The organism is Streptomyces sp. NPDC092952 (assembly GCF_044754785.1).
In the GTDB taxonomy this organism is placed as follows: Bacteria; Actinomycetota; Actinomycetes; order Streptomycetales; family Streptomycetaceae; genus Streptomyces.
Genome location: NZ_JBIVPT010000003.1, coordinates 330,858 through 356,271, shown reverse-complemented (window position 1 = coordinate 356,271; position 25,414 = coordinate 330,858). Strand labels below are relative to the sequence as shown.

Genomic DNA, 25,414 nt, shown 5'->3' with positions numbered 1-25,414 from the left:
CTCAGTACGCCAGCGAGCGGTCGACGGCGTCGAGCACCCGGTCGAGCCCCGGCAGGTACTCGTCCTCCAGACGCGCCGGCGGGTACGGGGCGTGGTAGCCGCCGACCCGCAGCACCGGTGCTTCCAGATGGTAGAAGCAGCGCTCCGTGATCCGGGCGGCGATCTCGGCCCCGGAGCCGTAGAACACCGGCGCCTCGTGGACCACCACGAGCCGGCCGGTCCTCTCGACCGAGGTCTGGATGGTGTCGAAGTCGATCGGGGCCATCGAGCGCAGGTCCAGGACCTCGATCGACTTGCCCTCCTCCTCGGCCGCCGCGGCCGCCTCCAGGCAGACCTTCACCATCGGGCCGTACGCGGCGAGCGTGAGGTCCGTGCCGGTACGGGCCACCGAGGCCCGGTGCAGCGGGCCGGGAATGGCGTCGGTCTCGACCTCGCCCTTGTCCCAGTAGCGCCGCTTCGGCTCGAAGAAGATCACCGGGTCGTCGCTCTGGACGGCCTGCTGCATCATCCAGTAGGCGTCGCTCGCGTTCGACGGCGAGACCACCTTCAACCCCGCGACGTGCGCGAACAGCGCCTCGGGCGACTCGCTGTGGTGCTCCACCGCGCCGATGCCGCCGCCGTAGGGGATGCGGACGACGACGGGCAGCTTGATCTTGCCGAGCGCGCGGGCGTGCATCTTCGCGAGCTGCGTGACGATCTGGTCGTACGCCGGGAAGACGAAGCCGTCGAACTGGATCTCCACGACCGGGCGGTAGCCGCGCAGGGCCAGGCCGATCGCCGTGCCGACGATGCCGGACTCGGCGAGCGGGGTGTCGATGACCCGCTCCTCGCCGAAGTCCTTCTGGAGCCCGTCGGTGATCCGGAAGACGCCGCCGAGCTTGCCGACGTCCTCACCCATGATGAGGACCTTGGGGTCCGTGTCGAGGGCCCGGCGCAGCGACTCGTTGAGAGCCTTCGCGATGGACATCTTTTCCATGGCCATGGCTACTTGCTCTCCTCGGCGGTGTCTGCGAACGATGCCTGGTAGGCGGCGAACTGGGCGCGCTCCTCGTCGACGAGCGGGCTGCCGTCGGCGTAGACGTTGTCGAAGATCGCGATCGGGTCGGGGTCGGGCATGGCCCGTACCGCCTCGCGGACCCGCTTGCCGAGGGCCTCGCTCTCCTCCTCCAGCGCGGTGAAGAACGCCTCGTCGGCGGCGCCCGCCTTCTCCAGATACCTGCGCAGCCGCAGGATCGGGTCCTTGGCCTCCCAGGCCGCCCGCTCCTCGTCGGCCCGGTACTTGGTCGGGTCGTCGGAGGTGGTGTGCGCGCCCATCCGGTACGTGAACGCCTCGACGAGCATCGGGCCCTCGCCGCTGCGGGCGCGGTCCAGCGCCGCCCTGGTGACCGCCAGGCAGGCCAGGACGTCGTTGCCGTCGACCCGGACGCCGGGGAAGCCGTAGCCCTGGGCGCGCTGGTAGAGCGGGACGCGGGTCTGCTTCTCGGTGGGCTCGGAGATCGCCCACTGGTTGTTCTGGCAGAAGAAGACGACCGGGGCGTTGTAGACCGCGGAGAACGTGAACGACTCGGCCACGTCGCCCTGGCTGGAGGCGCCGTCGCCGAAGTACGCGATCACGGCGGAGTCCGCGCCGTCCTTGGCCACGCCCATGGCGTAACCGGTGGCGTGCAGGGTCTGCGAGCCGATGACGATCGTGTACAGGTGGAAGTTGTTGCTGTTCGGGTCCCACCCGCCGTGGTTCACCCCGCGGAACATCCCGAGCAGGTTGGTCGGGTCGACGCCGCGGCACCAGGCGACGCCGTGCTCCCGGTAGGTCGGGAAGACGTAGTCGTCGTCGCGCAGGGCCCGGCCGCTGCCGATCTGCGCGGCCTCCTGGCCGAGCAGCGAGGCCCACAGGCCCAGCTCGCCCTGGCGCTGGAGGGCGGTGGCCTCGGCGTCGAAGCGGCGGGTCAGGACCATGTCCCGGTACAGACCGCGCAGCTCCTCGGCGGTCAGGTCGATCGCGTAGTCCGGGTGCTCGACGCGCTCCCCCTCGGGCGTCAGCAGCTGGACGAGCTCGGGCTCGGTGCCCTGCGGCGGCCTGGCGGCCGTCTTCGCCGCCCTTTTCGCGGGCGTCTTCCTCGCGGTCTTCTTCGCGGGCGTCTCAGCGGGCTTCTTCGCGTTCGACGCGGTCTTCTTCGCGGTCGTCGCGGTCGTCGCGGACTTCTTCGCGGCGCTGGTCCCGCTGCTGCGGCGCGATGTGCGCGCGGCAGTGCTCTCCACGGTCACGTGCGTGCTCCTCCGTCGGTCCGGCCCCCGGGGTCTGCCGGGAAAGCCAGTGCGGCTCGCCTGGGTCCGTACCCGTGCACGGGGTGGGTGCCGCTCGGTCCGGGAACAGGCGTGACAGGTGCCCCGGCGAGCGCCCTGTGAAAAGCACGTTACCCAGTACGCCGCATATCTGCGAAACCCCATCTGACCTGCGATTTTGCTTGGATTTCCAAGTAAATCGAAAAAGTCGGGAACTCTCGCTGGTCACAGCGCCGGGAACGGCCTCTCGGGACCACCGGAACAAGCGCACGTTATCCCGCCGTTCGGCGGCAGGGAAGAGGCGAGTGTGTGAGACTGCGTTTTGTGCGCGAACAAGGAAAAATCACCGTATTCCTTCTGGACGATCATGAAGTGGTCCGGCGCGGGGTCCACGAATTGCTCTCGTCGGAGGACGACATCGAAGTCGTCGGCGAGGCCGGTACGGCGGCCGACGCCCTCGTCCGGATTCCGGCGACCCGGCCCGACGTGGCGGTGCTCGACGTCCGGCTGCCGGACGGCAGCGGGGTGGAGGTCTGCCGCGAGGTCCGCTCCCAGGACGATTCCATCAAATGCCTGATGCTCACCTCCTACGCCGACGACGAGGCCCTCTTCGACGCGATCATGGCGGGCGCCTCGGGCTATGTGCTGAAGGCGATCCGGGGGAATGAGCTGCTGAACGCGGTACGTGACGTGGCGGCCGGGAAGTCGCTGCTGGACCCGGTGGCGACCGCCCGGGTGCTGGAACGGCTGCGCGCCGGGAAGAAGGAGCGCGGCGAGGACCGACTCGCCAACCTCACCGAGCAGGAACGCAAGATCCTCGACCTGATCGGTGAGGGACTGACCAACCGGGCGATCGGCGAACGGCTCCATCTCGCCGAGAAAACGATCAAGAATTACGTCTCCAGCCTGCTCTCCAAACTGGGCATGGAACGGCGCTCGCAGGCCGCCGCGTACGTGGCCCGGCTCCAGGCGGAGAAGCGCTGAGACGGGACGGAACAGCGCTCGGCCGCAGCCGCGGCCATCACCGTACGTGTCCGTGTCGGGACTTTGGTCCCGCCCCAACCGGGGCCCCGGCCTCTGTCCGTGACCCGGTGGGACACGGAGAGTGGAGAGCATGTCCCCCGAGGAACTCCAGGCGATCGAACTGCTCGGCCGTGTCCGCTACGGACGGCTGGCGACGAGCATGCGCGCCCTCCCGTTTCTGTCGGTGGCCCGCCATGTCGTGGTCGACGGTCACGTGGTCCTGCGGATGCACAGCGGTTTCGGCTACCACAACGCCTGCGACGGCACGGTCGTGGCGTACGGCGCGGACAACTTCGACACCGCCGCCACCGGGGGCGACTGCGAGCTGTGGGCCGTGCAGTTCACCGGCACCGCCCAGATCGTGCACCCCTCGCCCGCCCAGTGCGCGTCGTTCGGCGAGGCTCCGGCACGGGTGAACGGGGAGCTGTTCGACGCCGCGTACCTCCGGCTCGAACCGCACTTCGCCTCTGTGCACACTCTTGACTTCAACGCAACTCAACCGATCGGGCACACAGCGTGATCTAACATCTGGCGAGTGCCGCGCTCATTTGTCACTCTTCCGTCCGTTCCTTCGGCGGACGAGATCCTGTTCCCGTTCCCCTTACCGTTCCCCTCCGCCCCCGCCCCGCCGGTGTCCCCGGTGGACCAGGTGCGGCTGCCCCCCGTGCCCCGGCCGGCCGCGCCGCCGATGAGCCCGGTGCGGGCCGAGCCCCCGATACGGCCGGCCGCCCCCGCGCCCCCCGTACCGCCGGTGGACGAGGTGCTGCGCCGCTACCCGGACGCCGGTGCACCGCTGAGCTGCACACCCATCACCCAGGGCCTGCTCAACCACGGCTACCGCGTCTCCACCACCCGCGGCCGCTACTTCCTCAAGCACCACCTCGACGACTCCACCGGCGACCGCGCCACGATCGTCCGCCAGCACCGCGCGACCCAGCGCCTCCAGTCACTGGGCCTGCCGGTCGCCCCGCCCGTACGGGACACCGAGGGCGGCACCGTCACCGAGATCGGCGGCCGCTGCTACGCCCTGCACCCCTGGGTCGACGGGCTGCACCGGGCCGGAGCGCAGCTGAGCACCGCCCAGTCCGGGCGGCTCGGGGGGCTCCTCGGGACCGTGCACACCGGGCTCGCCCAGGTCATGGGCGCGGGCCCCGGGCTCGCCCGCCGGGCCGGTGGCCTCCGGAGCGCCGACCCGGCCGAGACCTCCGCGCTGATCGACGAACTGCTGGCCGCCGCGCGCCGGCGCCGCCCCCGGGACGCCTTCGACGAACTGGCCGAGCACCGCCTCCTGGAACGGCGGGCCCTGCTGGAGCGGCACGCCGACCGCAGGCCGCCCGCCCCGGACGCCCCGGCCGTCGGCTGGGTGCACGGAGACTTCCACCCGCTCAACGTCCTCTACCGGGGTTCGGAGCCGGTCGCGATCCTCGACTGGGACCGGCTGGGCGTCCAGCCGAGGGCCGAGGAGGCGGTACGGGCGGCCGCGATCTTCTTCGTGCAGCCGGCCGGGAAGCTGGAGCTGGAGAAGGTCCGGGCGTACGCGCGCGCCTACCGCCGGGCGGCCGGTGCGGAGCCGGCGGAGCTGGCCGCGGCGGTGCACCGGGTGTGGTGGGAGCGGCTCAACGACTTCTGGATACTCAGCTGGCGTTACTGCCGGGACGACCGGAGGGCCGACCCGCAGTTCCCTGCGGTATCGGCCCTGGCGGTGTGGTGGACGCGCGAGTACGAAGCGGTGCGCGAGGCGTTCACGGCGTGATCCGGGCGGTTCCGGGCCGGTGCGGGGGCTGGGTCCGGAGGTCCGGGCGGCGGGCGGGTCGCCCCGTGGCCGCCCGGACCGGTGCCGCCGGTGTCACTGGCCTCCGCGTCCGGGAGCGCCCGCTCCCGATCCGGCCGCCGCGGACGAACCGGCGTTGGTGCTGCCGCCGTCCGTACCCGTGCCGCCGTTCTCCGTACCCGTGCTGCCGCCGTCCGTACCCGTGCCGCCGTTCTCCGTACCCGTGCTGCCGCCGTCCGTACCCGTGCCGCCGTTGTCGGTGCCCGTGCTGCCGCCGTCCGTACCGGTACCGCCGTTGTCGGTGCCGGGGGGCGGGCTGGTCGGCTGCTTCGTCGCCGGTTCGGTCGGCTCGGTCGGGGTGGTCGACGGCTCGTACGTCTGCTGCGGGGGCGGGTTCTGCTGGTTGCCGGTGGAGTTCTCCGGCTGCTGGGTGTCCTGGGTCGTCTCGTCGCTCGGCCCGGACGAACTGCGCTTCGGGGACGGCGAAATGGACGTCTCGCCGGGCTGCTTCCGGTGGTTCGCGTCGTCGTTCTGCGCGGCGTTGACCGCGATGGCCACCCCCGCCCCGATCGCGATCAGCGCGAGCACCACGAAGAGCCACAACTTGCCGCGCCCGCCACTGCCACCGGGCTGCCCGCCGCCGTCGTAACCGCCGTCGTCCGGGTTCATCGGCGGCAGGATCGGGCCCTGCGAGGTGTCGCCGTGCTGCGGGTGGCCCATCGCCATCGTGGAGCCGTTGATGCCCATGGCCGGGGTGTTCCCGCCCTCGTGCACCGCGACCGGGCCGGTGCTCCACGTACCGGTGTGGCCCCCCTGCATCTGGAGCATCTGGAGCCCGTACTGCACCAGGCCGCGCATCTCCTCGGCGCTCTGGAACCGGTCGTCCGGGTCCTTCGCGAGGGAGCGCATGACCAGCCCGTCCAGCTCCGGCGGCACCGAACCCAGCACGTTGGACGGCGGTACGGGCATGTCCTGGACATGCTGGTACACCACGGACAGCGGCGTCTCGCCGGTGAACGGGGGCCGCAGCGCCAGCAGTTCGTACAGCAGGCAGCCGGTGGCGTAGAGGTCGGAGCGGTGGTCGACCGCCTTGCCGAGGGCCTGTTCGGGGGAGAGGTACTGCGGCGTGCCCATGACCATGCCGGTCTGGGTCATCGTCGACTGCGCGCCGTGCAGCGCGCGGGCGATGCCGAAGTCCATCACCTTGACCGCACCGGAGTTGGTGATGATGACGTTGGCCGGCTTGATGTCGCGGTGCACGATGCCGTGCTGGTGCGAGTACGCCAGCGCTTCGAGCACCCCGGAGACGATGATCAGCGCCTGCTCGGGCGGCGGGGGTTCGGCGGTGAGCAGCAGATCGCGGATGGTGCGGCCCTCGACCAGCTCCATCACGATGTAGGGGACGGTCTGCCCGCCCACGGTGTCCTCGCCGGAGTCGTACACGGCGACGATCGCGTGGTGGTTGAGCCCGGCGACCGACTGCGCCTCGCGCGTGAACCGGGCCTTGGACACCGGGTCCTCGGCGAGATCGGAACGGAGCAGCTTCACCGCGACCGTACGGCCCAGCCGTACGTCCTCGGCCGCGAAGACCTCCGCCATTCCGCCCCGGCCGAGACGGTGCGTCATCCGGTAACGCCCGTCGCCCACGACACCGTCGATGCCCCAGGAGTCGGTGCCATCCGAAACTCCGCCGCCGTTTGCTTCGGATTCGGGTGCCATCAGTCCTCGCCGTCGTATCTGTCCGCGCGTCCGCGGGTTCTCACGGTGTCGGGGTCCTCCGCGCCTTCCGCCCGGCCCGGACGGGACCGGACCCTGCCGGGCCGATCTGCCACGCTGCACATCGGACGGTGCGGGCCGGACGACCCCACTGCATTGCCACGTCACGCTACAGGCTCCGGGGGACACCCCGTCGTCGAGACCGGACCGGCCACCCGCTCCCGCCGGGCGGCTCACCCGGTGGTGACGGACCGGCCATCGAACCGTCCTACCCGCCGTCCACGCAAATTCCATGCGGTTCCTGTAACGCTTCCGGGACTCTTCTTGTGCGTACGGTCACGGAACGGGCACCTGGCTTGACGTGTCGTACCCCTCGGGCAGACTTGGCGCGTAATAGCGGGATGATCGCGGCAGTCGCGCCGAGGGGGAAGCAACTCATGAGCCAGGACGGCGCACAGGGCGCTCAGGGGCGCTACGCGGGCGGTTCGGTCGCCGGCGGGCGGTACCAGCTGCGCGACCTGCTCGGCGAGGGCGGCATGGCCTCGGTGTACCTGGCGTACGACACCGCGCTGGACCGTCAAGTCGCGATCAAGACATTGCACACGGAGCTGGGGCGCGAGCAGTCCTTCCGCGAGCGGTTCCGGCGCGAGGCGCAGGCCGTCGCCAAGCTCCAGCACACCAACATCGTCTCGGTCTTCGACACCGGCGAGGACGAGCTCGGCGGCGCGCTGATGCCGTACATCGTCATGGAGTACGTGGAGGGGCAGCCGCTCGGCTCGGTGCTCCACGCGGACATCCAGGCGCACGGCGCGATGCCCGCCGACAAGGCGCTGAAGGTCACGAACGACGTGCTGGCCGCGCTGGACACCAGCCACGAGATGGGCCTGGTGCACCGCGACATCAAGCCGGGCAACGTCATGGTGACCAAGCGCGGCGTCGTGAAGGTCATGGACTTCGGCATCGCCCGCGCCATGCAGTCGGGCGTCACGTCGATGACCCAGACCGGCATGGTCGTCGGCACCCCGCAGTACCTCTCCCCCGAGCAGGCCCTGGGCCGCGGCGTGGACGCCCGCTCCGACCTGTACTCGGTCGGCATCATGCTGTTCCAGCTGCTGACCGGGCGCATCCCCTTCGACGCGGACTCCCCGCTGGCCATCGCGTACGCGCACGTCCAGGAGGAGCCGGTCGCGCCCTCCAGCATCAACCGCTCGGTCACCCCGGCGATCGACGCGCTGGTCGCCCGCGCGCTGAAGAAGAACCCGAACGACCGCTTCCCCAGCGCGGCCGCGATGCAGGACGAGATCGCCCGGGTGCTCGCCGCGGGCGGCGCCACGGGTGCGCCGGTGATCGTCGCGGGCGGCGGAGCCCCGGCGAACAGCGGCTCGGGCGTCGGCTCGGCGGTCTTCCCGCCGCTGGACCAGTCCGGTGCGATGCCGCAGGGTGTCCAGACGCCGTACCAGCCGGGGCCGTACCAGTCCGGCCCGTACCAGTCGGGCGGGTACGGCCCGGCCACCCCGGCACCGGCCCCGACCCCGGCGCCGTCGTACGGCTACCCGCAGGCGGCCCAGCAGTTCCAGGCCCAGGCCCCGGCCCCGGCCCCGGTCTCGCAGCAGACCCCGCCGCCCTACGGCATGTCGCCGCAGCCCCGGACCGGGCAGGCACCGGCCCGCTCAGGCGGGGGCGGTTCCAAGCGGATGCCGCTGGCCATGCGGCTGTCCATCGCCGTGATCGCGGTCGCGGTGGTCGGGACCGGCGGGTTCCTCGTGCTGCAGTCGCTGGGCGGCGACGAGACGGACAACGGCGGCGGGGACAAGACCCCGGCCGCGGGCGAGCACCGGCCGCCGGAGCGCAACCGGACCATGGACACCGAGGACTGCACGGACGCGTCCGAGAACATGGACGACCCGGAGAAGGTCGACGCCCCGAAGTTCATGTACAAGGACTTCCTCTCCGCCAAGGCGTGCGCCGACAAGGCCGGCTGGACGATCAAGAGGATCGAGGTGCCGGGGAACGCGTACGCGGAGGACCAGATCATCGACCAGTTCCCGTCGGCCGGCACCGCCGTGGACAAGGTCGGCGCCCACTTCGAGCTGCGCGTCGCCACGGGGGACCCGGCCTGAGTCCGGAGCGGGTCAGGAGCAAGGCGGGACCGGTGGGTTTCCGGTGGCCCGGAGGGCTGTCGGAGCCTCGCCGGGCCCGAGTGGCGTAGTCCGGGGGCACAGAGAGTGCCGGACGTGTCGCCACGTGTGACGCTGGCGCCATGTCTCCCGGACCTCTGCTCTCGCGGCCCACGCGGTGTGTGGCCTGCCTGGTGCTGACGGCGGGTGCGGCGCTGGGGGGCGGCGCGGGCCAGGCGGCGGCCGCGGTCGCGACCACCGCCCCGTCGACCGAGCCGGCCACCGCGCCCACGCCTTTTCCGTCAGCGCCTTCGGTTCCCTCAGCGCCTGCCGTGCCTGCCATGCCTTCAGTGCCCCTGGCGACTCTGGTCCCGTCAGGCTCTGCGGCTTCTGCGGCTCCTTCAGCGCCTTCGGCTTCTGCGGGCCCCTGGCTCCCCCCCGCCCCCGCGCTCTCCGGTTCGCCGGTCGCCGCCCCGGGATCGGCGTACCCCGGGGCCCCTTCCGAGGCTTCTCCCGCCGACCCCTCTCCCTGGGTCTCCCTCTCGGCCTCCCCCGCCGACGCGCAGACCCCGCTGGCGGGGCAGGAGGCCGGGGTGGGGCGGCCCCGGCCCGGGCGGCAGCTCTCGCCGGGGGAGATCGCGCGCTCGGACCGCCAGTACGACCAGACCACGGACCGGCCGACGGAGGACGCGCCGGGCACGCCGTCCGTCGCCGACGCGCTCCCCGGCACCGAACCCCACCCGGAACAGGCCCTGAACCCCGCGACCGTGCACCAGGTGAAACAGGTGTCGCTGGGCGGCGGAATCACCCTGATCGGGCTGGGCCTGGCCTTCCTGGCGTACCGGATGCGCCGCACCGGCTGACCGGCCACGTCCGCCGGGACCCAGTCCCGTTGCCGGACGGGGTGCTCGCCGCGGCGTTCACCCGTACGCGCCTCACGTCGGCCGGGCGGGCGGAATGGAGGGCCGGGAGGGTGGATCAGCCGTTTGCGGGGGCACCACGGTGTCGTACCGGAGGTGTGGGAGACAATGGCGCCATGGAGATGCCGAGGAATGAACGGTCGCAGGAGCACCCCCAAGTCCTCGTGGTGGGGCAGGACGGCATGGCGATCGGCGGCGGTGGCGGTGGCACTGACGACGAATCGCGCGAGGTCCCGGTGACGGAGATGGTCGAACAGCCCGCGAAGGTCATGCGCATCGGCAGCATGATCAAGCAGCTCCTCGAAGAGGTCAGGGCGGCCCCTCTCGACGAGGCGAGCCGGGTCCGGCTGAAGGAGATCCACGCCGGTTCCGTGAAGGAGCTGGAGGACGGTCTCGCGCCGGAGCTGGTGGAGGAGCTGGAACGTCTCTCCCTGCCTTTCACCGACGATTCGGTGCCTTCCGAAGCGGAGCTGCGGATCGCGCAGGCCCAGCTGGTGGGCTGGCTGGAGGGCCTCTTCCACGGCATCCAGACGACCCTGTTCGCCCAGCAGATGGCGGCCCGGGCCCAGCTGGAGCAGATGCGCCGCGCCCTTCCGCCGGGCAGCATGCACGAGGAGGAGGACGGCAGCCCCGACCCGCACGGACCGGTCCGGACGGGCCCGTACCTCTAGATCGTTTCTTTCGGCTCGGCCGCTGGCCTTACGGGTCGACTGTTGGCCTTCCGGGTCGGCTGCCGGTCTTCCGGGTCGGCTGCCGGTCTTCCGGGTCGGCTGCTGGCCTTCGGGTCGGCTGTCGGACGGCTGTGTTGTCGGACGGCTGAAGTGCCTCAAGGCCCGGCGCACCTGGTCCATGACCGGTGCGCCGGGCCTTGAGGGTCTCCGGGGACCCGTGCGGCCCCGTCCGGCGTCAGCTCGTCGGTGCCTGGAGCAGGACCTTCCCGATGTGCGCGCTGGACTCCAGCACCCGGTGCGCCTCGGCGGCGTCCGGCATCGGCACCGTACGGTCCACGACCGGCCGTACGACGCCGTCCGCGATCAGCGGCCAGACGTGCTCGCGCACCGCCGCGACGATGGCGGCCTTCTCGGCGAGCGGGCGCCCGCGCAGCGAGGTCGCGGTGACGGCGGCCCGCTTGTTCAGCAGAGCGCCCAGGTTCAGCTCGCCCTTGACGCCGCCCTGGAGGCCGATGACGGCCAGCCGGCCGTTGACCGCGAGCGCCTGCACGTTCCGGTCCAGGTACTTCGCGCCGACGATGTCGAGGATGACGTCCGCCCCGGCCCCGCCGGTCGCCTGGCGAATCTCCTCGACGAAGTCCTGCTCCCGGTAGTCGATCAGGATGTCGGCCCCCAGCTCGGCGCAGCGCGCCAGCTTCTCGGGCCCCCCGGCGGTGACCGCGACCCGCGCGCCCACCGCCTTGGCCAGCTGGATCGCCATCGTGCCGATACCGCTGGACCCGCCGTGCACCAGCAGCGTCTCGCCCGGGCGCAGATGGGCCACCATGAAGACGTTCGACCAGACCGTGGCCGTCACCTCGGGCAACGCCGCCGCCAGGGCCGTCCCGACCCCGTCCGGCACCGGCAGCAACTGCCCGGCGGGCACGGCGACCTTCTCCGCGTATCCGCCGCCCGCGAGCAGCGCGCACACCTCGTCCCCGACCGCCCAGCCGGTCACACCGGGCCCGACCGCCGAGATGCGCCCCGAGCATTCGAGGCCGGGATACGGGGACGCGCCGGGCGGCGGGTTGTAGAACCCCTGCCGCTGCAGCACATCCGCGCGGTTGACGGCGCTGGCGACGACATCGACGAGGACCTCGCCCTCACCAGCCACCGGATCGGGCACTTCGGCCCAGACGAGCGCCTCGGGGCCACCGGGTTCGGGGATCGTGATCGCATACATGGCGGCGAGGCTACTCCGTGGCCCCATGGAGTCGACGGAGCCGACCGGATCCGCCGGGTCGGCCGACCATGCGGGCCGACATCCGGCAGACCGGGCCGATGAGTTCGGCGGAAGGGCGTCAGTCGAGCGGGCGCTGCGCGGTCATGGGCGGATGCTCGGGCGGCGTCTCGTTCGAAGCACGGACGATGGTGATCAACCGGTCCGTCAACTGGAGCGGGCTGGCCGCCGGATCGTCGTAACCCAGCAGTCGGTGCCCGCGCAGAACGCTGACCACGAGGTCGTCGGTCTCCCGGACGCTCTTGCCCACCTCGGCCTTTATCACCGGCCGTTCGACGAGATCGAGCCCGCTGCCCTGCTGGATCAGGTCCTCCATCACCGTGCCCGCGCTCGGGCTGAGCACGGAGAGCCCCAGCAGCCGGCCGGCGGCGCTGGCGCTGGTGATCACCGCGTCGGCCCCCGACTGCCGCAGCAGCGGAGCATTCTCCTCCTCGCGCACCGCCGCGACGATCTTCGCGCCGCGGTTGAGCTGCCGGGCCGTCAACGCCACCAGCACCGCCGTGTCGTCGCGCTGCGTCGCGATGATGACCTGCCGCGCCTTCTGGAGCTCGGCACGCAGAAGCACCTCGCTGCGCGTCGCGTCACCGACCACGCCGACGAATCCCTCGGCGTTGGCGATCTCGATCACCTTGGTCGCCGGGTCGACGATGACGATCTGTTCCTTCTTCAGGCCGGTGGCACGCAGGGTCTGGATGGCCGAGCGGCCCTTCGTGCCGAAGCCGACGACGACGGTGTGATCGCGCAAGTTGCTTCTCCAACGCTTCAGCCGGAAGTCCTCGCGGGTCCGTTCCGTGAGGACCTCAAGGGTGGTGCCGACCAGGATGATCAGGAAGAGCACCCGCAGTGGTGTCACGAGCACCACATTGGTGAGCCGGGCGGTGTCCCCGTACGGGGTGATGTCGCCGTAGCCGGTGGTGGAGAGGGTGACGGTGGCGTAGTAGACCGCGTCCAGCAGGTCGACCTTGTCGTCTGCGGCGTCGTGGTAGCCGCCCCGGTCCAGCCAGACGATCAACACCGTGGCGGCAAGGACCAGGAGCGCCATCATCAGTCGCTTGGCGACCTGCCGTGCCGGTCCGTCGACCACTCTGCGCGGAAGCAGTACCCGTGTCGGTACGACGTGCTCGTCCGCGCGCCTGGCCATCGCATCGTGGCCGGGAAGTTTCACGTGAAACACCCTTCCGTCCACGGCATCGCCGAGGCCCATCGGAGATCGAGGATCTCCACTTCGGTGCCGGACCGTACCCCGCCCGGCGGGACGACGGCCAGTCCATCGGCCGCGGCGATACCTCGAAGCATCGCCGGACCGTTGTAGCGCAGTGGTACGACGCACTCGGCACCGCCCCCGGTGTCCGGGGCGTTTCCAGGGGGCCGAAGGGCCCCGGCGCCCCCAGCGCCCCCGGCACCCGCAGTCGCTCCGGGCCCCCGGGATGCGGCGGTGCCCACCCGGGTGACAACGGGCACCAGCCGGGTGTCGTGCGGGTGCCCCTGGACGTCCTCACCGGCGACGGTCCAGTACGACGGCTCCGGCGCCTGCCCGGCCAGCCCGCGGAGCAGTGGCTCGGCGAGGGTGAGGAGCCCGGAGACGGCGGCCAGGGGGTTGCCGGGCAGCCCGACGAGATACCCGCCCCCGGCCCGGTCGGCCGTGTCCTTGCCGCCGAGCCGGGCCAGCAGCATCGGATGGCCCGGCCGGACCTCGGCCCCGTCCACCAACAGCTCGGCACCGGCCTCGGCGAGGACGGAGTGGACGTGGTCGACGGGCCCCGCCGCCGTACCGCCCGTGGTGACCACCAGGTCCGCTTCGGACGTGGCGAGGGCGTGGCGCAGGGCGGCCGCATCGTCCCCGAGGCGCTGCGGGGCCGACACCTCGGCGCCCAGGGTGCGCAGCCAGGGGCCGATCATCGGGCCGAGCGCGTCGCGGATCAGCCCGTCGTGCGGCAGGCCGTCGGTCAGCAGTTCGTCGCCGAGCACCAGGACGTCGACGCGCGGGCGCGCCACCACGACGAGCGTGTCGTACCCGGCCGCGGCCGCCAGGCCGAGAACGGCGGGCGTCATCAGCGCCCCGGGAGGCATGAGCAGGTCGCCCGAGCGGCACTCCTGTCCCCGGGGTCTGATGTCCTGGCCGGGCAGTACCTGGCGCTCCGCGTGCAGCAGCCCGGTGGCCCCGTCGGCATGGGCGTGTTCGCTGCGGATCACGGCGTCGGCGCCGGGCGGAATGCGGGCGCCCGTGGCGATGCGTACGGCGGCCCCGTCGGGCAGCTCGGGAACGGTCCCCTGCCCGGCGAGGATCCCCGCGCCTCCGCCCGCTCCCTCGGCACCGTTCCCGTTCCCGTTCGCGTTCGCGTTCCTGGTTCCGTTTCGGGTTCTGTTCCCGGTTCCGGTTCCGGCGGGCCCGTCCTCGGCTCCGGTGGCCTCATCGAGCCGCCACGGCCCCGGTCCGGAGACGGCCCAGCCGTCCATGGCCGAGGTGTCGAAGGACGGCAGATCGGTCAGCGCGGTCAGCGGCTCGGCCAGTACGTGGCCGAGCGACCGGTCCAGCGGTACCCGGACGGTCCGGGCTCCGACGGCGCGTCCCGCCCGCACCGCGAGCGCACGTGCCTCCGGCCAGGAGACCGTTCCCCGGCCCCGCGAGGGGCGGGTGCCGACGGGCCGGTCCGCGGCGTGCGGGGCGCCGGACGACCGGCGGGCGACCAGCGCGAGGGCCTGCTCCACGGCCCGCTCCGCCTCGTCCGTCCCAGAACCGGCGCCCGGCCTCTCCTCGGCCACGGAGAACGGGCCTCCGCCCGGGGCCGGGTCGGCCGCACCGCCGGGGCGGGTCACCGCGTCTCGTTCTCGTCCGCCCAGCGAAGGGCGAGCGCGGCGGCCTTCCGGGCGGCCTCGGCCACCGCCGTGGCGCCGTCGCCGCCCTCACCGGCGGCCTTCGCCGCCGCGTACCCGACCAGGAAGGTGGTCAGCGGCGCGGCGGGCCGGGCGACACCGTGGGCGGCGTCCCTGGCCAGGTCGAGCAGCACGGCGTTGTCGACGTCGAGCTCGATGCCGAGCTCGTCCTTGACTGCGGTCATCCATTCATCCAGCACGGCCCCATGCTCTCTGATACGGGCACGGGCCGCCGCGATGTCCTCCCAGGTGTCGCAGTCGAAAGAGGCCAGGGGACCGGCCATCACCCGGGCAAGGTCGAGTCCCTCCGCCAGCAGCCGCAGGGGGAGCCCGGACAGGCCACCGTGCTCGGCGGCGATCAGCGCGAGTTCACGGCGGAGCGGCTCGGCGCGGTAGACGGCCACGAGCGGCTGCTCCCGCCCCTGCGGGTCCACGCACAGGGCGCCTTCCCCCGGCTCTCCGTCCTGCCCGTCGCGCGGCCCGTTCCGTATCCCCTCCCGGTGCCCTTCCGGTACCGCCGACAGAAGGGCCCCGACCGTGCCCGGCCCGAGGAACGGCAGGTCGGCGGAGAGCACCAGGAGACGGTCCGCCGTGGTCCGTCGGACCCCCGCGTCGAGCGCGGCCAGCGGACCACCGCCCCGGGGCTCCTCGCACGTCCAGACCACCGGCCGGACGGTGGGCCGGCGCCCGCCCACCACCACGGTCGTCGAGGCGTCGGAACAGGCTGTGAGCACCCGGTCGAGCAGTGCGCGGCCGCCGACCCGGATACCCGGCTTGTCGGCGCCGTCGAGCCGCTTGGCGGCCCCTCCGGCCAGGACGATGGCGTCGTACTCGGTCATGCGTCCGAGTATGCGTGCCACGGCCCACGGCCCACGGTCGCGGGCCCCTGGCTTTCCCCGGTCGCCCGGGCAGGGGCCCCGACCGTCCCGGCCGGCTACAACGTGCGCAGCAGCACCGCCGGTTGCTCCACGCAGTCGGCTACGTAGCGCAGGAAGCCGCCCGCCGTGCCGCCGTCACAGACCCGGTGGTCGAAGGTCAGCGAGAGCTGGACCACCTGGCGCACCGCCAGCTCGCCCTGGTGCACCCAGGGCTTGGGCACGATCCGGCCCACACCGAGCATCGCCGCCTCGGGGTGGTTGATGATCGGGGTCGACCCGTCGACGCCGAACACCCCGTAGTTGTTCAGCGTGAACGTGCCGCCGGTCAGCTCGGCCGGGGTCAGCCGCCCGGCCCGCGCCGCCTCGGTCAGCCGGGCGATCTCCTCCCCGATCGACTCGGCGTTCCTCGCCTGCGCGTCCCGCACGACGGGAACGACCAGGCCGCGCTCGGTCTGCGCCGCGAACCCGAGATGGACCTCCGGCAGGCGCACGATCTCCCGTGCCTCCAGGTCCACCGTGGAGTTGAGCTCGGGGAAGCGGGCCAGCGCCGCGGTGCAGATACGGGCCAGCAGCGCCAGCACCGACACCTTGGGCCCGGCGGACGGGCCCCCCGCGGCGTTCATCGCGGCCCGTGCCGCCATCAGCTCGGTGGCATCCGCGTCGACCCAGCAGGTGGCGTCCGGGATCTCCCGCCTGCTGCGCGCCAGCTTCTCGGCGACCGCCCCCCGCACACCGCGCAACGGGATCCGCCGCGCTCCCTCCTCGCCCGTCGGCCGCACCACCGGTGCCGCCTGCGCCGCCTGGACCGCCGGTGCCGGAGCGGAGTCGAGCCCCGGAAGCGCGGTCGCCGAAGAGACCGCCATCTCGTCCCGCGCCCTGATCGCGGCCTCGACGTCGGCCCTCAGGATCAGCCCGTCCGGACCGGAACCCGCCAGGCTCCGCAGATCCAGCTCGTGCTGCCGGGCCAGCTTCCTCACCAGCGGCGAGACGACCGCCACCGGCCCCACGGCCACGTCCGGCACGGAGACGGAAACCGGTTCCGGATCCGGATCCGGATCCGGGACAGGTTCAGCGACCGGGGCGGCCACGGCCCCCCGCGCGGAAGCTCCCGCCACCGCCACGGCGGCAGGACGTACCCGGCGACGCCGCGCCACCGGAGCGCCCGTCCCGTACCCGACCAGCACGTTCCCGGACGCCTCGCCCGCACCGGAGCCGCCCCCGGCACTCGGCTCCGCCTCCTCGTCCTCCCCCACCGCGACCGTCAGCAGCGGTGCCCCGACCGGAAGTTCCGAACCCTCCTCGCCGAACCGCGCGGTCACCACACCCCCGTACGGGCACGGCACCTCCACCATCGCCTTGGCCGTCTCGACCTCGACGACCGGCTGGTCGACGGCGACGACATCGCCGACCTCCACCAGCCAGCGCACGATCTCCGCCTCGGTGAGCCCCTCACCGAGGTCCGGCAGCTTGAACTCGCAGACCCGCGCCATCAGCTCTCCGCCTCCCACTGCAAACGGGCGACCGCGTCCAGCACCCGGTCCACGCCCGGCAGATGGTGCTTCTCCTGCATCGGCGGCGGATACGGGATGTCGAACCCGGCGACCCGCAGCACCGGCGCCTCCAGGTGGTGGAAGCAGCGCTCCGTCACCCGGGCCGCGATCTCACCGCCGGGACCGCCGAAGGCGGAGGACTCGTGCACGACGACCGCACGCCCCGTACGCCGTACGGACGCCACGACGGTCTCGTCGTCGAACGGCACCAGCGAGCGCAGGTCCACGACCTCCAGGTCCCAGCCCTCGTCGACGGCCGCCTGGGCCGCCTCCATGCAGACCGGCAGCGACGGGCCGTACGTGATCAGCGTGGCGCTGCGGCCCGGCCGGCGGACCACGGCCCGGCCTATCGGCTCCACGGAGACCGGCGCCTCGGGCGACCAGTCCGACTTCGACCAGTAGAGCCGCTTCGGCTCCAGGAACACCACCGGGTCGTCGGACGCGATCGACGCCCTCAGCAGCCCGTACGCGTCCTCGACCGTCGCCGGGGTCACGACATGGAGGCCGGGCGTCGCCATGTAGTACGCCTCCGAGGAGTCACTGTGGTGCTCGACCCCGCCGATCCCGCCGCCGTACGGCACCCGGACCGTGATCGGCAACGGCATGGCGCCGGCCGTCCGGTTCCGCATCTTCGCGACATGGCTCACCAACTGCTCGAACGACGGATAGGCGAAGGCGTCGAACTGCATCTCCACCACGGGACGCAGCCCGTACATCGCCATGCCCACGGCCGCCCCGAGAATGCCCGACTCGGCCAGCGGGGTGTCCGTGCAACGGTCCTCGCCGAACTCCTTCGCCAGCCCGTCGGTGACCCGGAAGACCCCGCCGAGCGCGCCGACGTCCTCACCGAGGACATGCACCGTCGGATCCTCGGCCATCGAGTCGCGCAGCGCCCGCCCGAGCGCCTGCGCCATCGTGGCGGGCCTGGCCTTCGCGGCCCGCTGCCCCGCCGTCACCGCCGCGGTGGTCATCGCCCCTCCTCCACTTCGTCCCGACCGGCTTCCAGCTCGGCCCGCAACAGGTCCGCCTGCTCACGGAGTTGGCTGGTGCGCTCCGCGTAGACATGGGCGAACAGATCCATCGGGTCCAGCACCGGATCGGCGTTCATCCGCTCGCGCAGCGCCGCCGCCATCCGCTCGGCGGCCGCCCGCGCCTCCTCGATCCCGTCGTCGTCGAGCAGCCCCCGCCCGGTCAGCTCCCGCTCCAGCAGCCGGATCGGGTCGTGCGCCCGCCAGACCTCCACCTCGCTGTCGGCGCGGTACCGGGTGGCGTCGTCGGCGTTCGTATGCGCGTCCATGCGGTACGTCACCGCCTCCACCAGCGTCGGCCCGCCACCCCTGCGAGCCCGCGCCACCGCCTCGGTGAGGACCTGGTGCACCGCCGCCGCGTCGTTCCCGTCGACCAGCCGACCCGGCATTCCGTACCCCACCGCCTTGTGCGCCAGGGACGGCGCGGCGGTCTGCTTCGCCAGCGGCACGGAGATCGCGAAGCCGTTGTTCTGTACGAAGAAGACGACCGGGGCACGCCAGACGGCCGCGAAGTTCAGCGCCTCGTGGAAATCGCCCTCGCTGGTCCCGCCGTCCCCGACCATGGCGAGCGCCACCACGTCGTCGCCCTTCAGCCGTGCCGCGTGGGCCAGCCCGACGGCATGCGGCATCTGAGTGGCGAGCGGGGTGCAGAGCGGCGCGACCCGGTGCTCGCGCGGGTCGTAGCCGGTGTGCCGGTCACCGCGCAGCAGCGTCAGCGCCTCGACCGGATCCAGTCCGCGCGCCACCGCCGCGAGGGTGTCCCGGTAGCTGGGAAAGAGCCAGTCCCGCTCCTCCAGCACCAGCGCGGCGGCTACCTCGCAGGCCTCCTGCCCGGTGCTCGACGGGTAGACGGCGAGCCGCCCCTGCTTCGTGAGGGCGGTGGCCTGCGCGTTGTACCTCCGGCCGCGGACCAGCTCCGCGTAGAGCCGCAGCAGCAGCTCCGGATCGGCGTCGGCCGCGGCGTCCGTACCGAGCACGCGGTACGGCTCGGGGTCCGGGAGCAGCGGCGCGGGATCGGTGAGCGGCTTCCAGGCCGGGGGCGGCGTGGGCCGGTACGCGGCCGCGCCGGGCAGCTCTTGGACCGTCATGACAAGCACCTCCTGGCATCGAGGGGTTTCGAGCGGCGTCCGGCGGCATCGGGGGATCACCCGATGCCGGGGGTATCGAAAAGCATCGAAATGTCGAGCACTGTCCGAGGCGCGGCTGCGGCCTGCCTCACCTACCGATTGTTCGGTCGTGAGCGCATTTTGGCTACAGGCACCTTCAGCCTGTGGACAAACGGTTCTCCACAGCCTGGGATGGGTGCAGGTCGTCCAGGGCGGGGAGGCGGGGGAACATGTCAGCTGAACAAATGGCCGACGGGAGCGAGGTCCCGGACCGGACACCCCCGCCGCGCCCGCTCGACGCCATCGACCGCGACATCCTCCGGCTGCTCCAGACGGATGGCCGCGCCTCGATACGTTCGGTGGCCGACCGCGTCCATGTCTCCCGGGCCAACGCCTACGCCCGGATCAACCGGCTCATCGACGACGGGGTGATCCGCGGCTTCGGCGCCCGCGTGGACCACGAGCGGGCGGGGCAGGGGGCGTCCGCGTACATCACGCTCAAGATCGTCCAGAATTCCTGGCGCACGGTGCGCGAGGAGCTTCAGGCGCTGCCGGGGGCCACGCACATCGCGCTGGTCAGCGGCGATTTCGATGTCCTGCTGCTGGTGCACACCCCGGACAACAGAACCCTGCGCGAGCTGGTCCTGACGAAGATCCAGGCCATCCCGGAGGTGCTCTCCACCCGAACACTCCTGGTGTTCGAGGAGACCGACCTGGCCCCGGGCTCGAACCGGCCCACCGAACTCGACTGAGACCGCCCGAGGTCCTCGCCCGCCGGCCCGGGGGCTCAGCGGCTGGCCCGCACCCCTTCGAAGGCCACCCGTACGAGCGTGTCCGCCACCAGCTCCCCGTCGACCCCGCCGTCCGGCAGCGGCCGGTACCACTCCACCAGCGAGTTGACCATGCCGAAGAGCAGCCTCGTCACCAGGCGTATGTCCACGTCGGAGCGGAGGTCGCCGTCCGCGACCGCGGCCTTCAGCAGATCGCTCACCCGCTGGTCGAACTCGCGCCGGCGCTCCATGGCCCAGCGTTCCGTCTTCGTGTTGCCCCGCACCCGCAGCAGCAGCGTGACGTAGGGCAGTTCGGCTATCAGCACGTCGACGGTGCGACGGGTGACGTACTCGACCCGCTCGATCGCCCGCCCCTGCGTGGCCCCGGGCTCGTCGAGAATCGCGAAGAGCCCGTCGAGCGCACGGCTGACCGCGCGGCGCAGGAGCTCCTCCTTGCCGGCGACATGGTGGTAGATGGACGACTTGGAGATCCCCGCCGCGCGGGACAGGTGCTCCATGGACGTGCCGTCGTAGCCGCGCTCGTTGAACACGCGGACGGCAACGGTGAGCAGGGTCTCCGGGGTGTACGTGTCCCGCTTGGCCGTGGTCATGTCCGCGATCCTCCCCTACCGGTTGTCCACAGGTTTGGCGGGCCCCCTTGTCCCGACCGATCGTTCGGTTACTCTAACTCTGTCCGCCCGTTCCTGCCCAGCTCGACGAGGAGTTGGTCCGTCATGGCCGCCGAGCTCTCCCCGCATCTGCTGTCCGAGAAGCACCGCCCCACGCTCGACCAGGCCCTCGACGCGATCCGTACGCGTGGCTACTGGTCCCCCCATCCCGAGCATCCGAAGGCGTACGGAGAGGGGGGCGCGCCCGGCAGTCTGAGCGCCGCCGACGGCAAGGCCGCGTTCGACGCCGTGCTGAACACCCGGATCGACCTCGGCCAGCCCGGCACCGACGGCTGGACGGGCGGCGAGGTCTCCCCGTACGGACCGGAGCTCGGCGTCGAGTACCCGCACGCCGACGCGGACGTGCTGCTTCCCGCGATGCGCGCCGGCATGTCCGCCTGGCGTGCGGCGGGCCCCGAGACCAGGGCACTGGTCTGCCTGGAGATCCTCGCCCGGATCAGCGCCCGGACCCACGAGTTCGCGCACGCCGTGATGCACACCAGCGGCCAGGCGTTCCTGATGGCGTTCCAGGCGGGTGGCCCGCACGCCCAGGACCGCGGCCTGGAGGCGGTGGCGTACGCGTACGAGGAGCAGACCCGCACGCCGCAGGGCGCCGACTGGTCCAAGCCGCAGGGCAAGCGCGACCCGCTCCAGCTGCGGAAGACGTTCACCGCGGCTCCGCGCGGAATCTCGCTCCTGATCGGCTGCAACACCTTCCCCACGTGGAACGGCTACCCCGGTCTCTTCGCCTCGCTGGCGACCGGCAACCCCGTCCTGGTCAAGCCGCACCCGCGCGCGGTGCTCCCGCTCGCGCTCACCGTGCGCGTGGCCCGCGAGGTGCTCGCCGAGGCGGGCTTCGACCCCAACCTGGTCGCCCTGGCCGCCGAGCGGCCCGGCGAGGGCATCGCGAAGACCCTGGCGCTGCGCCCGGAAGTCCGGATCATCGACTACACCGGTTCCACCGCCTTCGGCGACTGGCTGGAGGACCACGCCCGCCAGGCCCAGGTCTACACGGAGAAGGCCGGGGTCAACACGATCGTCGTCGACTCCACGGACGACTACCGGGGCATGCTGTCCAACCTGGCGTTCTCCCTCTCCCTGTACAGCGGCCAGATGTGCACGACCCCGCAGAACCTGCTGATTCCCCGCACCGGCATCACCACCGACACCGGCGACAAGACCTACGACGAGGTGGTCGGCGACATCGCCGCCGCGGTCACCGGCCTCCTGGGCGACGAAGCCCGGGCGAACGCGCTGCTCGGCGCCCTGGTCAACCCCGATGTGAAGGCCCGCCTGGAATCGGCTCCGGAGCTGGGCGAGGTGGCCCTGGCCTCCCGCGAGGTGACCAACCCGGAGTTCCCCGACGCCGTGGTCCGCACCCCCGCCGTCATCCGGCTGGACGCCGCCAAGCCCGACGACGAGAAGCACTACCTGTCGGAGTGCTTCGGTCCGGTCGCCTTCGCGGTCGCGGTCGACACGACGGCCGACGCGGTCGAGCTGCTGCGCCGCACGGTGCGCGACCGGGGCGCGATGACGGTCGGCGCGTACACCACCTCACCGGAGGTGGAGCGCGCGGTGGAGGACGTCTGCCTGGACGAGTCGGCCCAGCTGTCGCTGAACCTGACCGGCGGGGTGTACGTCAACCAGACCGCGGCCTTCTCGGACTTCCACGGCTCGGGCGGGAACCCGGCGGCGAACGCCGCTCTGTGCGACGGTGCCTTCGTCTCCAACCGCTTCCGCATGGTGGAGGTCCGCCGCCAGGCCTGACCGCGCCCGCCGACACCCCGGGGCGTGCCCGCCGGTCACGCCCCGGGACCACGTCGCGGCGCCACGCCCCGGACGGCACCACCGCCTCCGACGCCGGCGCGCGATCCATGGCCCGATGCCCGTGACCAGCCGGACCGGACCAGCGCTACGCGCCCGCCTCGGGGATCTCCGCGTACCGCTGCACCCACGCGTGCATGGCGATGGCGGCCGCGGCCCCCGCGTTGATCGACCGCGTCGATCCGAACTGCGCGATCGAGCACACCATCGCCGCGTGCTTCCGGGCCTCCTCGGTCAGCCCCGGCCCCTCCTGCCCGAAGAGCAGCACACAGCGGCGCGGCAACTCGGTCCGCTCCAGCGGGACCGCCCCCGGCAGGTTGTCGATGCCGATGATCGGCAGGCCCTCGGCCTCCGCCCACGCGGTCAGCGACCGGGTGTCGGGGTGGTGGCGCACATGCTGGTACCGGTCGGTGACCATCGCGCCGCGCCGGTTCCACCGCCGCCGCCCCACGATGTGGACCTCCTTGGCGAGAAAGGCGTTCGCCGTGCGCACCACGGAACCGATGTTGAAGTCGTGGCCCCAGTTCTCGACCGCCACGTGGAAGTCGTGCCGCCGCAGGTCCAGATCGGCGACGATCGCCTCCCGCGTCCAGTACCGGTAGGCGTCTCCTACGTTGCGCCGGTCGCCGTGGGCGAGCAGCTCGGGGTCGTACCGCTCGTCCTCGGGCCACGGCAGCGGGTGCGGCCCGACGCCGATCTCCGGCCCGAAGCCGTCGTCGTACTGCGCCGGCTCCGCGTCGCCGCTGCCGTCCGTGCTACCGCTCTCGTTCCTGCTCACCCGACGAGCGTATGACCCCCGCCGTCGCGTTGCGGAGCCTCCTCGCCCTCCCCGGCCCGCCGCTGGACGGGGACACCGCCCCTGCCGGTAAAGAGCCGCTGCCGGGCGAGGGTCGCCCGGGAGCCGACCCAGAGCAGGAAGGCGGTCGGCAGGAAGACGGCGTCCGCGGCGATCATCGCCATGGAGAAGAAGGGCAGTCCGAGCAGCAGGGCGATACCGGCGTGCTCGCACATCATGGCGACGAGCAGCACGTTCTTGACCCGCCGGTTGAACAGGGTGAACGGGAACGCGACCTGGACGGCGACCGTGCCGTACGTGATCAGCATCACCATGACGCCGTTGGCGGCGAGGATGTCCGACAGCCAGGGCCAGGGCGTGAAGGAGTCGAGCTGGAGCGGGTAGTACAGCGCCGTACCGTCCTGCCACCGCGAGCCCTGGATCTTGTACCACCCGGCGGTCGCGTAGATCAGACAGACCTCGGCCATGATCACGACGAGGGTCGCGTTGTGCGCGAGGTTGGCGATGACGTCGAGCAGGACGCGCGACTGACTCCGCGGCGCGTAGCGGTTCACGAACCACCAGGCGCCCTCGCCGATCCACAGGATCCACAGGAGGGTCGGCAGCCACCAGGTGCCGCCGAGCCCGTCCGTCGCCCCGGCGACCATCAGCATCACGCCGAGCACGACCCAGAGGACCGGACCGGCCACGTCCCCCCGGACCCGTGCCGGTCGCCGCGGGCCGTCCGCCGCCGCCTCGACGTCCTCGCTCGCACCGGCCGGCCAGGCCGGATCCCGCGCTTCGGCGGCCTTCCGCTCCTGCCGTGCCGCCCGCCGGGCGTCCAGCGACCAGACCCGTGCGCAGCGGGTGAGCACCAGGTAGATCGCCATGATGTGGATGACGTTGTCGCCGCCGTCGCCCATGAAGATGCTGCGGTTCTGGACGGAGAGCACCCCGACCATGAACAGGACCGACATCGCCCGGGTGTGCCAGCCGACCATCAGCAGCGCCGCGGAGATGAGCGTGACCGCGTAGACGATCTCGAACCAGACGGTGCTGTCCGACCACATGAGTACGGAGAACGCCTGGTTGCTGGAGATCAGCTGCTGCGCCATGTCCCAGCGCCACGGGGCGTCGGGGCCGTACAGCTCGTGGCGGTTCGGCAGTTCGCGCAGCAGGAAGAAGAGGTAGGTGGCCGAGAAGCCGATCCGGATGACGGCGCTCTGGTACGGCCCGAAGGGGGTGGACGTGACGCGCTGGACGGCGCGGGCGATCCGGTGCTCGGCACGGCGGCCGAGGGCGGGCGTACTCACTTGTCCGCCTCCCCGGCGTTGGCGGGCAGGTCCGCGTCGGTCACCGTCCACCACGGCAGCACCCGGTAGGACGGCTCGGTACTGATCTTCTCGTTGCTCCACGGGGGCGCCGGGACCGACCGGGTCTCGGAGCGGACCTGGATGCGCCGGACGGGGCCGCCGTAGTCGTGCTCACCGAGGCGGAGCATCACGATGCGGCGGATGTAGCGCTCGGAGAGCTCGCCGCGCAGGCCGTTGGGCCGGTTCTCGTTGTCGTGGGAGTTGAGGTAGAAGTCCCAGCCGCGACGGAGTTCGTTCTGGTTGACGTGGCTGGGCAGAGGATTGCTGCGGATCGCCTTGCTGTCCTCGGCCGAAAGGCTCATCCAGCGGGTCGTGCGGACGCCGTCGCGACCGGCTATCTCAGCCCTCACGTGCACCGCGATGTTCTGCTGGAGCGGGTTGGGGGCGAAGAGCTTCCAGTTCTGCTCGAACTCCGGATAGACCCACTCGTCGACCGCCTCTCCGTGCCGTTTGGTCAGGGTGTTGGAGGGGGCGACGTGCAGAAAGACCATGGCCAGCTGGACGCAGGCGATCAGCCCGATCACGGACAGCGCGAGCGCGGCGACGATCTGGTACGGGAGGGACAGGCCTGCCATCCCGCCCAGTGGCCCTGGTTCAGGCTCCTGACCTGCGTCGGAAGAATCCTTCTCGCGCTGCTCCGGTTCCGGACCGGCGGCCCCGTTCCCGCGCGCGGCGCCACTGCCGTCGTACGAATCCATCCCGCCCCGATCCCCGTCGATCCCCGGTCAGTTATCCACAGGGTTGACACCCTACGGGCCGCCGACCCACCATTGAAGACATTGAACCGA

22 protein-coding genes are annotated in these 25,414 nt (G+C 72.1%); 8 read left to right on the top strand and 14 right to left on the bottom strand.

From position 1 onward, the window contains the following. Window position 1 precedes the first annotated feature (1 nt). Window positions 2-982, bottom strand: coding sequence for an alpha-ketoacid dehydrogenase subunit beta (locus ACIQGQ_RS09370; RefSeq protein WP_402392694.1), 981 nt, complete (start codon window positions 980-982; stop codon window positions 2-4). Between the two features lie 2 nt (window positions 983-984). After that, entirely contained in the window at window positions 985-2,265 is a 1,281-nt protein-coding gene (pdhA, locus tag ACIQGQ_RS09365) for a pyruvate dehydrogenase (acetyl-transferring) E1 component subunit alpha (protein WP_402392691.1), read from the bottom strand. A 342-nt stretch (window positions 2,266-2,607) separates the two neighbouring features. On the opposite strand from pdhA (ACIQGQ_RS09365), the gene ACIQGQ_RS09360 reads away from it, so the two are divergent. The 3 genes from ACIQGQ_RS09360 (at window position 2,608) to ACIQGQ_RS09350 (ending at window position 5,059) form a co-directional block, all read left to right on the top strand. Continuing rightward, a complete protein-coding gene (locus tag ACIQGQ_RS09360; RefSeq protein WP_402393415.1) occupies window positions 2,608-3,267 on the top strand; it encodes a response regulator in 660 nt (219 codons plus the stop codon). Between the two features lie 130 nt (window positions 3,268-3,397). Next, entirely contained in the window at window positions 3,398-3,826 is a 429-nt protein-coding gene (locus tag ACIQGQ_RS09355) for a pyridoxamine 5'-phosphate oxidase family protein (RefSeq protein WP_402392688.1), read from the top strand. Between the two features lie 240 nt (window positions 3,827-4,066). Beyond that, entirely contained in the window at window positions 4,067-5,059 is a 993-nt protein-coding gene (locus ACIQGQ_RS09350; protein ID WP_366289126.1) for a phosphotransferase, read from the top strand. Window positions 5,060-5,152: 93 nt separating this feature from the next. Here the strand turns inward: ACIQGQ_RS09350 and ACIQGQ_RS09345 are convergent, their stop codons facing one another. Further along, window positions 5,153-6,796, bottom strand: a complete 1,644-nt coding sequence (locus ACIQGQ_RS09345) for a protein kinase (protein ID WP_402392686.1) — start codon at window positions 6,794-6,796, stop codon at window positions 5,153-5,155. 434 nt (window positions 6,797-7,230) lie between these two features. On the opposite strand from ACIQGQ_RS09345, the gene ACIQGQ_RS09340 reads away from it, so the two are divergent. The 3 genes from ACIQGQ_RS09340 (at window position 7,231) to ACIQGQ_RS09330 (ending at window position 10,501) form a co-directional block, all read left to right on the top strand. Then, entirely contained in the window at window positions 7,231-8,913 is a 1,683-nt protein-coding gene (locus tag ACIQGQ_RS09340; protein ID WP_402392683.1) for a protein kinase, read from the top strand. 590 nt (window positions 8,914-9,503) lie between these two features. Then, on the top strand, window positions 9,504-9,773 hold the full coding sequence (locus ACIQGQ_RS09335) for a hypothetical protein (RefSeq protein ID WP_402392681.1): 270 nt from the start codon (window positions 9,504-9,506) through the stop codon (window positions 9,771-9,773). Between the two features lie 173 nt (window positions 9,774-9,946). Continuing rightward, the gene (locus ACIQGQ_RS09330) at window positions 9,947-10,501 is read left to right on the top strand and encodes a bacterial proteasome activator family protein (RefSeq protein ID WP_402392678.1); all 555 of its coding nucleotides are present in this window, start codon (window positions 9,947-9,949) and stop codon (window positions 10,499-10,501) included. 235 nt (window positions 10,502-10,736) lie between these two features. On the opposite strand, the gene ACIQGQ_RS09325 is transcribed toward ACIQGQ_RS09330, so the two are convergent. The 7 genes from ACIQGQ_RS09325 to pdhA (ACIQGQ_RS09295) form a co-directional block, all read right to left on the bottom strand. Beyond that, window positions 10,737-11,723: an NAD(P)H-quinone oxidoreductase gene (locus tag ACIQGQ_RS09325; protein WP_402392675.1), complete on the bottom strand. Its 987-nt coding sequence runs from the start codon at window positions 11,721-11,723 to the stop codon at window positions 10,737-10,739. A 118-nt stretch (window positions 11,724-11,841) separates the two neighbouring features. Continuing rightward, window positions 11,842-12,984, bottom strand: a complete 1,143-nt coding sequence (locus tag ACIQGQ_RS09320; protein ID WP_402392672.1) for a potassium channel family protein — start codon at window positions 12,982-12,984, stop codon at window positions 11,842-11,844. Further along, complete coding sequence (locus ACIQGQ_RS09315) at window positions 12,942-14,597, bottom strand: molybdopterin molybdotransferase MoeA (RefSeq protein WP_402392669.1); 1,656 nt, start codon at window positions 14,595-14,597, stop codon at window positions 12,942-12,944. The genes ACIQGQ_RS09320 and ACIQGQ_RS09315 overlap by 43 nt, the downstream gene beginning before the upstream one ends. After that, on the bottom strand, window positions 14,594-15,493 hold the full coding sequence (locus tag ACIQGQ_RS09310) for a DUF6457 domain-containing protein (protein ID WP_402392666.1): 900 nt from the start codon (window positions 15,491-15,493) through the stop codon (window positions 14,594-14,596). The genes ACIQGQ_RS09315 and ACIQGQ_RS09310 overlap by 4 nt, the downstream gene beginning before the upstream one ends. 95 nt (window positions 15,494-15,588) lie before the next feature. Further along, entirely contained in the window at window positions 15,589-17,022 is a 1,434-nt protein-coding gene (locus tag ACIQGQ_RS09305; protein ID WP_402392664.1) for a dihydrolipoamide acetyltransferase family protein, read from the bottom strand. Next, the gene (locus tag ACIQGQ_RS09300; protein WP_402392661.1) at window positions 17,022-18,053 is read right to left on the bottom strand and encodes an alpha-ketoacid dehydrogenase subunit beta; all 1,032 of its coding nucleotides are present in this window, start codon (window positions 18,051-18,053) and stop codon (window positions 17,022-17,024) included. The genes ACIQGQ_RS09305 and ACIQGQ_RS09300 overlap by 1 nt, the downstream gene beginning before the upstream one ends. Beyond that, the gene (gene pdhA, locus ACIQGQ_RS09295; RefSeq protein WP_402392658.1) at window positions 18,050-19,198 is read right to left on the bottom strand and encodes a pyruvate dehydrogenase (acetyl-transferring) E1 component subunit alpha; all 1,149 of its coding nucleotides are present in this window, start codon (window positions 19,196-19,198) and stop codon (window positions 18,050-18,052) included. Before pdhA (ACIQGQ_RS09295) ends, ACIQGQ_RS09300 begins: the two co-directional genes overlap by 4 nt. Before the next feature lie 263 nt (window positions 19,199-19,461). On the opposite strand from pdhA (ACIQGQ_RS09295), the gene ACIQGQ_RS09290 reads away from it, so the two are divergent. Next, window positions 19,462-19,968 carry an Lrp/AsnC family transcriptional regulator gene (locus ACIQGQ_RS09290; RefSeq protein ID WP_366289124.1) on the top strand — a complete coding sequence of 169 codons (507 nt, stop codon included), beginning with the start codon at window positions 19,462-19,464 and terminating at the stop codon, window positions 19,966-19,968. A gap of 35 nt (window positions 19,969-20,003) precedes the next feature. On the opposite strand, the gene ACIQGQ_RS09285 is transcribed toward ACIQGQ_RS09290, so the two are convergent. Then, window positions 20,004-20,597 (bottom strand): TetR/AcrR family transcriptional regulator, encoded by a 594-nt coding sequence (locus ACIQGQ_RS09285; RefSeq protein WP_352274095.1) that lies wholly within the window; start codon window positions 20,595-20,597, stop codon window positions 20,004-20,006. Between the two features lie 123 nt (window positions 20,598-20,720). On the opposite strand from ACIQGQ_RS09285, the gene paaN reads away from it, so the two are divergent. Continuing rightward, on the top strand, window positions 20,721-22,421 hold the full coding sequence (paaN, locus tag ACIQGQ_RS09280; protein ID WP_402392655.1) for a phenylacetic acid degradation protein PaaN: 1,701 nt from the start codon (window positions 20,721-20,723) through the stop codon (window positions 22,419-22,421). A gap of 145 nt (window positions 22,422-22,566) precedes the next feature. Here paaN and ACIQGQ_RS09275 read toward each other — a convergent pair whose 3' ends face one another. The 3 genes from ACIQGQ_RS09275 to ACIQGQ_RS09265 are packed head-to-tail and all read right to left on the bottom strand — an operon-like array spanning window position 22,567 to window position 25,324. Next, entirely contained in the window at window positions 22,567-23,256 is a 690-nt protein-coding gene (locus tag ACIQGQ_RS09275; RefSeq protein WP_402392652.1) for a TrmH family RNA methyltransferase, read from the bottom strand. After that, window positions 23,253-24,566, bottom strand: coding sequence for an HTTM domain-containing protein (locus tag ACIQGQ_RS09270; protein WP_402392649.1), 1,314 nt, complete (start codon window positions 24,564-24,566; stop codon window positions 23,253-23,255). Before ACIQGQ_RS09270 ends, ACIQGQ_RS09275 begins: the two co-directional genes overlap by 4 nt. Then, on the bottom strand, window positions 24,563-25,324 hold the full coding sequence (locus ACIQGQ_RS09265; RefSeq protein WP_402392646.1) for a DUF5819 family protein: 762 nt from the start codon (window positions 25,322-25,324) through the stop codon (window positions 24,563-24,565). The genes ACIQGQ_RS09270 and ACIQGQ_RS09265 overlap by 4 nt, the downstream gene beginning before the upstream one ends. Between the last annotated feature and the right edge of the window lie 90 nt (window positions 25,325-25,414).